Genomic DNA, 13,098 nt, shown 5'->3' with positions numbered 1-13,098 from the left:
CGATAGGGATTCCAGCCGGTTACCTACAGACAGTGCCCATCGTCAACATGGCTGGTGGAACAAGGGATTGCCATGCGTCCCGAACTTATTTCTTCTGATAGGTCCCTTGATGATTAATCCAATCGCAACCCTTGTCAGGATTTGTATACTCACTCCACGGTTCCGGCTTCACCAGTCCCTTGGAACGGAAAATGACCTTGAATTGACCGTTCTTAAGGATTTCGCCGATCAGCACCGGTTTATGCGTATGCTGGTTGGCGTCATCCATCATGATCTGGCCGCCGGGAGCCAGGAACTTTTGCCCATAGACAGCCTTACGGACTTTGTCCACCTCGGTAGAGCCAGCCTTTTCAACCGCCTGCTTCCACACATAGACCCCGAAATAGGCGGCTTCGATCGGATCGTCGGTGACGCGGTTTTCTCCATCCGGCAGGTTATTCCTCTTGCAGTAGGCCTTGAAATTCGCCACGAACTTCTTGTTTTGCGGCGTATCCACGCTTTGATAATAGTTCCACGCCGCCAAATGTCCGACGAGCGCGCTGGTGTCCATTCCGCGCAGCTCATCTTCTGCCACGCTGAACGCCATGATCGGCGCATCCTCCGCACGCAGTCCCTGGTTGCCGAATTCCTTGTAGAACGGCACGTTGCTGTCGCCGTTGATGGTGCTGATGACCGCGGCACCGCCGCCTGCCGCAAACCTCTTAATCTTGCCGCAGATAGTTTGATAGTCCTGATGATGGAACGGAGTGTACTCTTCTTCGATGTTGGCTGCGGGCACCTTCTTCGCCAACAACATGGCGCGAAGAATCTTGTTCGTCGTGCGAGGATAGACGTAGTCCGTGCCGAGGAGATAAAACTTCTTATAGGCGCCCCCCTCGGGGCTCATCAAGTATTCCACCGCCGGCGCTGCCTGTTGGTTGACTGCCGCGCCGGTGTAGAACACATTGCGCGAGCACTCTTCGCCCTCATATTGGACGGGATAGAAGAGCAATCCATTGTTCTTTTCAAAGACCGGCAGCACGGATTTCCGGCTGACCGATGTCCAGCAGCCGAACACCACCGATACTTTATCTTCCAGGAGGAGTTGCTTGGCTTTTTCGGCAAACAGGTCCCAGTTCGAAGCGGGGTCGACGACCTTGGTTTCTATCTGCCGCCCCATCACCCCGCCCGCCTTATTGATTTCTTCGACCGCCATCAGTACGACATCGCGTAAGGACACTTCGCTGATGGCCATCGTGCCGCTCAGTGAGTGCAGTACGCCGATCTTAATGGGTGCTCCGCCGGCCGCATAGGACAGCGCATAGTTGCCCAGGTTCCCCAAGAGCGCGGCCACGCCGACTCCGGCCGCGACACGCCCGCTCTGTCCCAGAAATTCTCTTCGCGATGATCCAACTGCCTCGGTAGGAACTTCTGCTTCGTTGACGGCCTTCGAACCCTGAGGCACTTTCGTTTCCATGTGGCATCACTCCTTGTGTTATGCTGTGAGTTGCAAACTTTCGGTTGATGCTGACGGACCCACTACGCCGAAGGACCAGCCGCCATGGGTCTTGTCACGCCTGACAACCGAGCGAGGCTATCGTCTCATCTCTTCTCTCCTTTCTCAATTTAATCCTCTCAGTCCTCGCCGTCGTCTGTTCCTTGTTGAAGGCCGCGTGAACATGCTGCCCATGTTCGGGCGCAGAGCATTTCACAAAAGTCGGCGTAGACCCATCGGGAAAATCCTGAAAGAATGGCCGGAGATCCCCGAGAGACCACGCCGACTGTACTGAAAGGATGAGAGTCGGTGAGGCTATTCGCCATAACAGAACCAGGAAATAAACCAAACAAAGGAATGATTAGGAGTCGGGCTGAATCAACCCGACACGCATCGCGAAGCGGACGAGCCCGGGCACATCGTGAATGTCGAGCCGCTCCATCAATTGGCTTCGGTGGGTTTCGATGGTTTTCACGCTCAGGTTTAAGCGTTGGGCGATGTCTTTTGTGGTTTGCCCTTCCGCGATGAGCTGGAGGATTTCGCGCTGGCGCAGGCTCAGTTTCGCCAGCGGACCGGTCGGACCTTCGGACTTTTCGCGGTAGGCCTCGATGGCGTATTTTGCCACGGCCGGGGTCAGGTACTTCTCACCCCTGGCGACCGTCTTGAGGGCCAACTCAAGTTCAGCCAATTCTGCGCCTTTCAACAGATAGCCTGAAGCACCCACCTGCAGAGCTTGCCTGAGGTATTCTTCATTGCCATGCATCGACAGCAAAATCACGCGCGTGGTCGGCGATTCTTTGACGATCCGGGCAGTGGTATCGAGGCCGTTCAATCCCGGCATCGCAATGTCCATCAGCACAAGATCCGGAGCGGCAGTCTGCACATACCTGACGGCCTCCAGCCCATCCCCCATGTCCGCGACAACCTCGGTACCCTCGATCTTTTGGAGGAGCGCCTTCATCCCGGCCCTGACCAATGCATGATCTTCCACAAGAAGAATCCGGAGGTGGCTCATGACGAAATGACCTCAACCGCTGCATGTGGCTTGGTCTGCTCTTGCTCTGTGAGTGGGAAGCACAGTTCGAGCCTGGTCCCTTCACCCGGCACTGATGAGATGACCAAGCTGCCGCCGGCCAACCGCACACGCTCTTCCATACCGAGCAGCCCGACGCTTTGCCCGCCTTGTGCCCGCCGTCGAGCCGACGGCACGTCGAATCCCACACCGTCGTCTTGAATGATGAGCGTGACTTCCTCATCTTGCCGGCGCAACGCAAGATCGATCGTCTTGGCCCTTGCGTATTTTGCGACATTGGTCAGTGCCTCCTGGGCAACCCGAAAGCAGGTGACCTCAATGGGGACCGGGACTCGCCCGGCCATTCCCTCGACCAAGAGCGAAAGGGTCCATCCATTACGCGCCGCCTGCCGGTTCGCATACCAGCGCAGCGCCGACACCAGACCCAGATCGTCAAGCAGCGACGGTCGGAGATCCAGCGCCAGACTCCGCACTTGGGTCAGCAGGCGGTCCACCAGCTCTAGGCTATCTGTGAGAGAACCAAAGCGGGCCTTCTGGGCCTCACCATGCCGAATGTCTTGCAAGTCGATTTTCAGTGCCGTCAGCAACTGTCCGACTTCGTCGTGCAGATCGCGCGCCAGACGACTTCTTTCCTCTTCCTGCACTTGCATCAGTCGGCTCGAAAGTATACGTAGGGAATGATTGGCGGCGCTCAATTCGGCGGTTCTCTCCTGAACCCTCATTTCCAATGCCTCGTGCGTTTGTCTCAGAAGGACCTCCCCCCTCTTCCGGTCGCTGATATCCCGGATGACTTTCGAGACCCCCACGAACTGACCGACAGAATCCTTGAGCGGCGATAATGTGACCGACACATCGATGCATCGGCCGTCCTTGGTCACCCGTACTGCATCGTAGCTTTGAATGTCATGGGCTCCGCGCACCGTGGCCAGCAGCCTGGCTCTGTCCCGATGGAGATAGGCTGGAATAATCGTGAGGATCGAACGTCCGATTATCTCGTTGCCGGTATACCCGAAGATACGCTCTGCGCCTCCATTCCACGTGGTCACGAAACCGTCAGGCGTCACGCTCAGAATGGCATCGCTGCTACTCTCCACGATCGCACCCAGTCGTCTGGTGGCATCGTCGAGCTTCGCCCTTCTTGCTCGCGCCACGAGCCAAGCCGTAATCCAGAGCAGGGTTATGCCCACGACGCGATTGAAGCCGGCAATGTCTACCGCGATGACTGGAGGAGACAGTGTGTGCCCCATGTAGGCGAGAACGGTCCCGGCGGCCGCAACAACATAGGGAGCAATCGGCCACTCAATCCCGAGGGTCAATAATACGCCGAAGACATCCCCAACAACCCAGACTGCATAGCCCCAGGGCATGAACACATCGAGAAGGAAGGTCGCAGCCAGGATCAGCGGAATCAGTACTCGGGCATAGTTACTGTTCATTGCAGTCTGCGATCTGAAGCAACATGACAGTCTGTCATTCGACGACCTCTGCCCCTATGGAACCAGAAGTGCCTCCGCCGCCCGGCTCTGTATGATACTCCAGATCAGGATCGGGATCGAGAATGGATGTAGACGGCACATCGTCCGTCCGCGCAAAGAGCCCTTTCGTCTGCCGACGGAGAACTGTGATCGGCGATGAGCTTGCACATCTCAGAAACGGGTGTCGGCGTCCCTGTTCTATTCTTCCACTCTTCCACCTGTGATAACAATCATTGCGCTACGTCGTGAGTCACTCTATCGGGAAAACCCTGACTGGACGACGGTATCACCCTGAGCGATACGTAATAATCTACCGAGCTCGTAGAACTTCTTGCGATCTTGCGAAGGCTTAGGCATACTCCACGCCAACTTTATCGATTTATTTTGTAATTCAACTGATGTGGGCTACCATTTCTATCACTCACCTAAGGGAGGGCATCAGTATGAAAAAACATCTAAGATGGCAGTGGGCAAGGTTTGTCATTGCCGGAGCCATCACGGCACTGGTGGCTGGAATGGGGGCCCCGTTGTCGCCTGCCTATGCCGCCGGCACGATCAAGGCCGATGACGACAAGTGGATCTCCATCGGCATGGGTATTCGGACCAGCTTCAATACCATTGAAAATGGGTCAACGAACGGTCAGGACTGGAGCAATAATTTCGACATCAACAACGCTCGTATCTACATCAACGGGCAGATCCACAAGTACGTGAAATTTGAGTTCAACACGGACTGCTTTGACTGCGCTGTGAAGAGCGGGTCTGGTCCATTTTCAAATGGGTCGCAGAACTTTGGAGGCAACTCCGCGATCGGCTTGCTCGATGCGATCGGCAAGTTTGAGTTCAATGAGAAGGTCAACATCTGGGTCGGGCGTCTGTTACTCCCGAGCGAGCGCGGCGAGTTGAACGGGCCGTTCTATCATGCCACCTTCGATGGGTTCAGAACGCCGCTCTTCCCCGCCGACTACAGCGCCAACTTCAACGGGACGAACGCCAGTAACGGTGGAGCCGGCCTCTATGGGCGTGACAATGGCGCCAGCTTCTGGGGCAAGATTCACCCTTCCTTTGGGACGCATCTGTTGTATGTGGCGACCGTCTCGCAAGGATTGCGGGGCGGGCCTAATCCGAGCAACACGATGATGTACACAGGACGTTTGCAGTGGAACCTGCTCAATGATGAAGTCAACCCCGGCTACTACACGAGCGGCACCTACTACGGCACGGCCGGAGACATCCTGGCCATCGCCGGGAACGTGCAGTATCAAAAGGATGGAGCCGGAAACTTAGCCACCGGAAATGTGTCGGATTTCACCGGGATCTCCGTCGACGTATTGTTCGAAAAGGTCCTGCCGAACAACCTGGGCGTGTTTACGTTCAACAGCGAATTCAAGCAGTTTTTCGCCAACTATGGGGTCGGTGCGTTTAATCCTGCTAATTCGGCCACGTGCTTCTGCGTGTTCGACGGGCTCTCGTATACGGTGTACGGGTTGTACTTGATTCCACAAGAAGTCGGCATAGGACGGTTCCAACCCTATGTGCGGTTCACGAGCATCAATCCGACGTACAGCGCCATGCGGCAGGAATTTGAGTATGGCCTGAACTACGTCGTCTCCGGCCACAATGCGCGGATTGCCGTGTACGGCCGGTACGGCGACTTGGAGACCAAGGGGGCGCTCACCGGGAATTTTGGGCCGACTGCGACCGGAGATAAGGCCCCTTCGTTTCACGTGGCGTTGCAGCTGCAGTACTGAACAGCTCACGTGAACGAGAACGTCACTTGTTCAACAAGAGCCGGATTCCATACAATCGGTTCCGGCTCTTGATTTTTTCATCCGACGGAACGTCGGTTCCCCGACCAGTCCCTCAGCCGAACATGCTCGTGCAGCAGGTCTGTTCGGCGATCCGTTCGCCGAGTAACCTCAAACGTCTTTGGGGCGTTTGTGAGAATTCGTGAGGAATTGATCGCGCCACTGATAATACCGATAATGCCAGCTTGGCCGAGCAGCAGAACCGGAACCACGATCCTTTGTTTTGCTGAATATTCCTGCTAGACTACGCCCCGAGAATCGACTGATGACGTGACGTGATGGAATACACTTATCGTTCCTCCTTCAAGCAGACTCTGGGCTTTCTGATTCTGGGAAGTTTGAGTCTCCTGGTTGCCGGTTGCATCGGCCCTCGCCCTGTCCAGACGCCTATTCATGAGGGTGCTCTCGGCACTGTGTTCCTTGAGAACGGATTGGACACCTCATCCCAGGCTTCGCATCCTATCAAATTGTCGGAGATGACCGTCGCAGATATCTTGCGAGGGGTACATACGAAAGAAAAGACCGGACTGTTGCTGTTATTCGGCAAGGCCGCTCGTTCCACGAACTTGAACGATGTACGGACATTCTCCGAGGCTGATATCGCGTTCCTCACTCCTCATATTGTCGCCGCTCTCGCTCAAGCGGCTCCCGATCAGCGAGTGGGATTCCGAATCTACTCCGCTCCGGAAATATCACAGGCCTCGAAGGTCAGCCAGAATAGAGAAACCACGTCCGGCTACCTCTTCGCGGACGGCCTCTCGCTGCATTTTACGTTGACTCAGTATCGATATAACCCAGGGAAAAAGTCTAAGGCCCCTGAAAAAGACCCACGTCCGCTTCCGGACACCGATGGTCTCCGTGACCGAGCAGTGACCTTCTTGCCGGAGGAGGCTGTACGGCAGGATGTCTATGACCGATCCAAATGGATCGGCAAGTCTGAGGATCGGTCTATCGCGATTGATTATCAACTGCTGGCTAGCATCCTTGCGGCTCCTCCATCCCCTGCTCCTACGGCTCAGCCGGTCCCTTCAGGAACGTCGCCGGTCGTGCAACCGCCTCAATCGATCCCTGTTCAAACATTCACTCCTGGTAAAAACGACGCCGACATGCAGACCTTCAAGGAAGAATTGAAAGCGCTCCAGCAGAAGGTGGATGAACAGAACGCCGAACTCCAAAGACTCAAGAACACCTCACCCAAGAAAAAATAGCCAAGCCCTTAGTTTTTCGGTGATCAGACACGAAGATCGCGCCGTCACAAGCCCGAAGGAGCTGAGGATGGCCTGCGGACTTGAAGAGTGATGACTATCCCCTCTCGCCTACACTAGGGATTCTGCCAGGTTCAATTCGTCTCCCCATCCGATACATTTCCTGATAAGAGCAGGTTCTTCACTACCTCTGTAAAAGGGAGGGTTGAATGATGCGTCTTTTGTCGAAAGCTATAGGAACGACATGTCTCACATTCATGTTTTGTACAGGCCTATCTACGCTCGCCCTTTCCACGGACAGAACGGTCTATGACAAACCCCACGTACAGTCAGGCAAGATTATCGAAGGGGATGTGATGAATGTCGACGAAAAATCCTCACAGTCCTGGAACGTGTCGGTAAAAGATCGGAGAACAGGCGCAGTCGTGGTTTTGCACATCGACGAGAGTACGACGAGAAAAAGCATCTCGCTTAGACCTGAGTTAGGAGCCTACGTCATCGCACAATACAATGAACAGAACAATCATGCGTACTCATTCTTAACGAATGAGCGCGACCACAACTGATCGGTGTTTACCGAGAAGAATCAGAGGATCAGGGAGGGTATAGGCCTAAGTTTAGCGGTTTAAAAAATACCGGCTTCTTTCTGGAGCCAGCGGACGTATTTGGTAATGTGATCCACATCCTCTGGTGTAACCGCATTGATCCTCGGCATGTCGCCGAACTGCCAATGATGAGCTTTGACTCCGTTGGCCGCCGCTCGCTGAAACGCCGCGTCGCCGTGATGATTCGGCTCATAGACCTTGTGAAGAAACGGTGGGCCCTGGGTGGTTCCGACTCCACCCATGCCGTGGCAGGTTGAACAGTTGGCGTTGAATTTCTGCTCTCCTTCCCGCAACTCAGCCGGAGCAGAGGCCACGGCTCTGGTTCCTTTTGGTTCTCCCCCGTTTTGGTTGCAAGCTGCTGTCGCCGCGACGATCAGCACAACGAGGCTCACCCACAACATTCGTGATGATTTCATAGAGGCTGACTGCTTACCCAAAGGAACGAGCGGTTCAACATACCGCATACTGAATCGGATCTACAACTCCCGCCTCCTCAAACCCCCGTTTCCGAATCAGACAACTGTCGCACTGCCCGCAGGCGATCGGTCCGATAGGGTCATAACAGCTATGCGTGAGATGAAAGGGAACATTCAGGGTGAGGCCAAGTCTTATGATCTCCGCCTTGGCCATCCGGAGCAGCGGCGCTCGAATCTCGATACCCATGCCCTGCATGCCTGCCTTGGTTCCCGCTCGAAGTGCTGCTTCCACGGCTTTGATGAATTCAGGGCGGCAGTCGGGATAACCGGAGTAGTCGATCACGTTGGCGCCGAAATAGACGATTGAAGCCTCCAGCGCTTCCGCGTGGGCCGCAGCCAGAGACAGAAAAATCAGGTTTCTCCCCGGCACGTACGTCACGGGCACATCTCGATTCCGTTCAGCGTCAGTCCGATGCTTCGGCACCGACATATCACCGGTCAGGGCCGATCCCCCGATCGCCCTCAAATCGACGTCTATCACCACATGCTGGTGAGCTCCCAGAGCCGTCGCCACCTGTCTCGACCGCTCAACCTCCACAGCGTGACGTTGTCGGTAGGCAATGGTGAGGAGATGCAGCGCATACCCGTCATGTTGCGCGACAGCCGCTGTCACGGTGGAGTCCAACCCGCCGCTGGCAAGAACGACCGCTCGTGGTGAAGTCTGCCCGTTCATGATGGGGAGAGAAGGATGCGGATGCCGCAGGGGAGAAATTCTTTGGAGCTAATCGCGCTCTTCTTCGCGTTCGATCTTCTCCAGCAATTCCACACGCGATTGGCACTCCACACAGAGCTTGGCGAAGGGGACCGCCTGGAGGCGTTTCTCGCTGATCTCGACCCCACATTCGGCACAAATCCCGTAAGTCCCTTCGTGTAGCCGGGTGAGGGCTTCGTCGATCGACTGCCGTCGGCGGTTACGCATCTCCATCAAGGAAATGCCGAGTTCGCGCTCAAGATCCATTAAGGCTTGGTCGCCGACATCACGCGCAGACTCCAGACGTCGCTGCTGATCTTCGGTCAGAGACTGACCAAGACTCTCTTCGATCTCCTTAATAATCTCTTGGCGTTTACCGATGAGCATTTTGTGAAGCACTTCCTGACGCTGTTCGCGTGCTTCCCGCTCTTTTGCCGTCTCCTTTGGCCGCAGAGACACCTCTATTTCGCCTTCGGCCGCCGCTTTGAGCGTCGCAGGCGCTTCTGCAATCACCGGCTCAGGCTTCTTGTCGGCACCGGCGGCAGACTTCGTCTTTGCCTCGCCCTTCTTCTTCGCCTGGGTTTTCGTTGCCATAGACGGTCCGCTCCAGAAATAGAATAGGTAATTGGAGGGTCAACAGCCTTCGGCTTCTATATCACGGTCTGTGCCCTTTGAACAAGAGGCGGTGAAGGATGCCTTGAAAACCTAGGGACTAGGGATAGGTGATGGTTGAATGGACATCGTAGCCGGTGAGTTTATCGCGTCCCTTCAAGCTCTTCAGCTCGACCAGAAAATCGAGTCCGACAATCGTGCCACCAAGCTGACGAACGAGGTGGACCGTCGCTTCTGCCGTTCCGCCAGTCGCCAGCAGGTCGTCGACGATCAGCACATGCTCTCCCATTTCGATCGCGTCACGGTGTACCGTAAGGCTGTTCTCTCCGTACTCGAGGCTATACTTTACTTCATAACAATCAGCCGGAAGTTTTCCAGGCCTGCGAACCGGGACGAATCCGGCCCCGAGACGCGAGGCGAGAATCCCGCCGAAAATAAACCCTCGGGACTCAATCCCTACAACCTTGGTGATCCCTCGATCCTGATACCGAGTCGTCAATTGGTCGGCAAGGCTCAGAACAGCGGCAGAATTCTTCAGGAGCGTGGTGATGTCATAAAAGAGAATGCCGGGCTTCGGAAAGTCCGGCACTTCTCGAATGAGGGCTTGATAATTGACGAGGGTCACGGAGTTAAAGCAAGTCTGCCTGTGTCATAGTCTTTCGCTCGATGGTGTTGCGAAGCCGAACCAACGCGGCCATCTCGATCTGCCTGACCCGCTCACGAGTCAACCCCATAGTACGTCCGATTTCCTCGAGCGTCTTCGCTTCATCTCCGTCGAGCCCAAACCGTGACACAATAACAGTTTGTTCCTTCTCAGGCAACTCCCTTACCCATGCCATCAGTTCCGTCCTCCGCCGAACGCCGTCGGCGGTCTCATCTGGTGCGAGCCCGACCGGATCCTCGATGACATCTCGCAGGAAGGTATCAGTGCGGTCGTTGAGCGGGCTATCGAGTGAACAGGTTGTGCGCACCAACTGTTTCAGATCGAGTACTTCTTCTTCCGACATCTTCATCTTGACGGCCACTTCGGCCGCCCGCGGCTCGCGCCCAAGCGCCTGCACCAATTGCTCGACACGATTGAGATAGCGATTGAGTCGCTCTACGACGTGCACCGGCAACCGCACCAGCTTGCCTTGGTTAATGATCGCCCGTTCGATGTACTGACGGATCCACCAAGACGCATACGTGCTGAACCGGAACCCTCGCTTATAATTGAATTTTTCTACGGCTTTGATCAAACCTAGATTGCCTTCTTCCACGATGTCGGAAAACGGAAACCCGCGGTGCATATACCGCTTTCCGATGCTGATGACCAGCCGCAGATTCGATTCGATCATCTGTTGCCGAGCTTGCTCATCGCCGGCCATGACCCGCTTACCCAGCTGCTGTTCTTGTTTGAAGGTCAGCAGGGTCGATCGGCGAACCTCCCGCAAGTAGCTCTTGAGGGTATCGAGACCCTCCGATCGACCTGTTTCCCGTTCGCCCTGATCAGGTGCGCTTGTAGATTCTGAGGCGTCCACGTCGTTGACGGGTTGCCTTCGAGCTTCGCTCAACTCGGAGTCCTCGTCATGCGGTCGACTCATGATTCCTCGCTTGCTAATACCAAATACTGAAGTTGGAATACCGCCCAGTTGCGACACTCCACTCCGTCTCAATTCTTGTGACATGGGCGGCAGGAGGACCGGTCTTCAATTCACGTACAAGTGCTTCAATCATCGACCTTCTCCCCTCCACATCCAGCTCCACCCGACCATCGTCGAGGTTGCGGACGCCCCCTAGTAGCCCAAGCCTTGCCGCTGCGCGTGCCGCAAACGCACGAAACCCTACCCCCTGCACATGACCAAGCACGAGGATACGTACCCGAACCGAGGGGTCATCAACCGATTGAGTCATCTGGCCCTATCAAAATCCTTGAGCGCAAGCAATCACTTACGGCTCTGCTGAGCGGATATTCTCACACCTCTTCCCATGCGTCACGTGTTTTACAATTCCATGCCAGAACTGTGCCCAGCACAGAGAGTTTCTGAGGAATCCAACTCAAGGAATTTACGACATGCACGAATGGGCAGGCAACTCATGCGAGCTGCGGTTTGGTAGAGGAAAGTCGAGGATGACGGGAGGATTTTATCCGCCGCCCTCAATCACGATGAGGCGAGAAATAGCCGGCGGCACGAGCACGCTTGGTGTGAGCAGAGAGACGAGGGCTACTGGAGGTTTTTATCCCGTCGCCTTAATGGGAAGAATAGGCTCCGGGTCGAGCAAGCTTGGTACCAGATGAAGAAAGAGGACACTGGAGGTACTTATCCGCAGGCGTCAATTAGCATGAAACGATAATTAGCCTGCGGCCCACACGAAGTGCGGTTTGGTCGGGGCGAGAGGATTTGAACCTCCGACCCCTGCGTCCCGAACGCAGTGCGCTACCGGGCTGCGCTACGCCCCGACAAGACCGAACTAGAAAATGCAGCGTGATTGTCTTACAAGACAGGGGTAAAAGGCAACCCGTGAGCCTCCGCCACAGCCCGACAGGTTACTTTTCCATCCATGACATTCACGCCCAGAGCCAGCCCCAGATCTGAACGGATTGCTCGATCCACACCATCAGAAGCGAGGCGCACCACATAGGGCAGAGTCGCATTGGTCAGTGCGAACGTCGCGGTTCGAGGAACAATGCCGGGCATATTTGTCACGCAATAATGGGTCACACCATCCACCAGATAGACTGGTTCGGAGTGAGTCGTCGGCCTGGTCGTTTCAAAACACCCGCCTTGATCGACTGCGACATCGACGATCACAGCCCCAGGCTTCATCCGCGCAACCAATGATCGATTTACCACTTTGGGCGCGCGCGCACCAGGCAGCAGTACGGCGCCGACGACCACATCCCCTTGCACCACCGCCTGGTCAACGGCAGTCTGAGTTGAGATACGGGTGATCAGTCGGCCTTGGTAGAGATCGTCCAACTCTTGCAGCCGTTGAACATTCAAATCGAGCACGGTCACTTGCGCCCCCATACCGACAGCCATCCGTACCGCCGACCGGCCGGCAACTCCTGCACCGAGCACCACAACTTTTCCCGGCTCGACTCCAGGCACACCACCCAACAGCACGCCCCGCCCTCCATATGACCGTTCCAAATACTGCGCTCCAATCTGTACCGCCAGCCGACCGGCAATTTCGCTCATCGGTTTTAGCATCGGCAGGCTACCGTCTGTGGCTTCGACCGTCTCACGAGCAATCGCCGTAATCTTCTCCGCCATCAAGGTTTTCGTCAGTTCTGGAAGAGCTGCTAGATGCAGATAGGTGAACAGGACCTGGCCTGGACGGAACAGCGGACATTCAGTGATCATCGGTTCCTTCACTTTCAGGATCATATCGCTCTTTTCGAACAGCTCTTTCTTGGAGGCAGCAATAGTCGCTCCGACCTGACGATATTCGTCATCGCTAAATCCGCTGCCCTCCCCAGCGGACGATTCGAGCCAGATGTCATGCCCCAGTTGACACAATGTTGCTGCGCCTTCAGGGGTAAGACTGACACGATACTCGTGATCCTTGATTTCTTTCGGGACACCGATCACCATATAGGTACCCCCTTTCCCGCTAGGAGTGCTGCAAGCCTGACGATGTCATTATACCTTGATATACCTCGATACCAGGAGTAATCAGTTGCCTGCGGCACCATCTACTCGTGGACAGCCTGGAAAGGCCTGTTGTAGAATACG

The 13,098-nt window shown here is 55.6% G+C and carries 13 protein-coding genes and 1 tRNA gene; 3 read left to right on the top strand and 11 right to left on the bottom strand.

The genetic code is table 11. From position 1 onward, the window contains the following. Positions 1-85: 85 nt before the first annotated feature. The 3 genes from urtA to P0119_11585 all read right to left on the bottom strand — a co-directional run bounded on the left by urtA (position 86) and on the right by P0119_11585 (position 3,943). Complete coding sequence (gene urtA, locus P0119_11595; GenBank protein ID MDF0666697.1) at positions 86-1,456, bottom strand: urea ABC transporter substrate-binding protein; 1,371 nt, start codon at positions 1,454-1,456, stop codon at positions 86-88. Positions 1,457-1,835: 379 nt separating this feature from the next. Further along, on the bottom strand, positions 1,836-2,489 hold the full coding sequence (locus tag P0119_11590; protein ID MDF0666696.1) for a response regulator transcription factor: 654 nt from the start codon (positions 2,487-2,489) through the stop codon (positions 1,836-1,838). Then, positions 2,486-3,943, bottom strand: a complete 1,458-nt coding sequence (locus P0119_11585) for a PAS domain S-box protein (GenBank protein ID MDF0666695.1) — start codon at positions 3,941-3,943, stop codon at positions 2,486-2,488. The genes P0119_11590 and P0119_11585 overlap by 4 nt, the downstream gene beginning before the upstream one ends. A gap of 482 nt (positions 3,944-4,425) precedes the next feature. On the opposite strand from P0119_11585, the gene P0119_11580 reads away from it, so the two are divergent. The 3 genes from P0119_11580 (at position 4,426) to P0119_11570 (ending at position 7,561) form a co-directional block, all read left to right on the top strand. Further along, positions 4,426-5,733: a hypothetical protein gene (locus P0119_11580; GenBank protein MDF0666694.1), complete on the top strand. Its 1,308-nt coding sequence runs from the start codon at positions 4,426-4,428 to the stop codon at positions 5,731-5,733. A 335-nt stretch (positions 5,734-6,068) separates the two neighbouring features. Beyond that, the gene (locus P0119_11575) at positions 6,069-6,998 is read left to right on the top strand and encodes a hypothetical protein (GenBank protein ID MDF0666693.1); all 930 of its coding nucleotides are present in this window, start codon (positions 6,069-6,071) and stop codon (positions 6,996-6,998) included. A 206-nt stretch (positions 6,999-7,204) separates the two neighbouring features. Beyond that, positions 7,205-7,561, top strand: coding sequence for a hypothetical protein (locus P0119_11570; GenBank protein MDF0666692.1), 357 nt, complete (start codon positions 7,205-7,207; stop codon positions 7,559-7,561). 59 nt (positions 7,562-7,620) lie between these two features. Here P0119_11570 and P0119_11565 read toward each other — a convergent pair whose 3' ends face one another. The 8 genes from P0119_11565 to ald all read right to left on the bottom strand — a co-directional run bounded on the left by P0119_11565 (position 7,621) and on the right by ald (position 12,957). Further along, complete coding sequence (locus P0119_11565; protein MDF0666691.1) at positions 7,621-8,016, bottom strand: c-type cytochrome; 396 nt, start codon at positions 8,014-8,016, stop codon at positions 7,621-7,623. Between the two features lie 34 nt (positions 8,017-8,050). Continuing rightward, positions 8,051-8,749 (bottom strand): 7-cyano-7-deazaguanine synthase QueC, encoded by a 699-nt coding sequence (gene queC / locus P0119_11560; protein ID MDF0666690.1) that lies wholly within the window; start codon positions 8,747-8,749, stop codon positions 8,051-8,053. Positions 8,750-8,797: 48 nt separating this feature from the next. After that, entirely contained in the window at positions 8,798-9,361 is a 564-nt protein-coding gene (locus tag P0119_11555; protein MDF0666689.1) for a TraR/DksA C4-type zinc finger protein, read from the bottom strand. A gap of 118 nt (positions 9,362-9,479) precedes the next feature. Continuing rightward, the gene (locus P0119_11550; GenBank protein ID MDF0666688.1) at positions 9,480-10,004 is read right to left on the bottom strand and encodes an adenine phosphoribosyltransferase; all 525 of its coding nucleotides are present in this window, start codon (positions 10,002-10,004) and stop codon (positions 9,480-9,482) included. Between the two features lie 4 nt (positions 10,005-10,008). Next, positions 10,009-10,962: a sigma-70 family RNA polymerase sigma factor gene (locus tag P0119_11545; GenBank protein ID MDF0666687.1), complete on the bottom strand. Its 954-nt coding sequence runs from the start codon at positions 10,960-10,962 to the stop codon at positions 10,009-10,011. Between the two features lie 13 nt (positions 10,963-10,975). Further along, positions 10,976-11,272, bottom strand: coding sequence for an acylphosphatase (locus P0119_11540; protein MDF0666686.1), 297 nt, complete (start codon positions 11,270-11,272; stop codon positions 10,976-10,978). A gap of 470 nt (positions 11,273-11,742) precedes the next feature. Then, positions 11,743-11,819 (bottom strand) — tRNA-Pro (locus tag P0119_11535). Positions 11,820-11,853: 34 nt separating this feature from the next. Next, positions 11,854-12,957, bottom strand: a complete 1,104-nt coding sequence (gene ald / locus P0119_11530; GenBank protein MDF0666685.1) for an alanine dehydrogenase — start codon at positions 12,955-12,957, stop codon at positions 11,854-11,856. Positions 12,958-13,098 lie beyond the last annotated feature (141 nt).

This window comes from Nitrospira sp. (assembly GCA_029194665.1).
Taxonomy (GTDB): Bacteria; Nitrospirota; Nitrospiria; order Nitrospirales; family Nitrospiraceae; genus Nitrospira_D.
Note: the sequence above shows the minus strand (reverse complement) of the source record. Positions and strands in the feature narration are given on the sequence as shown.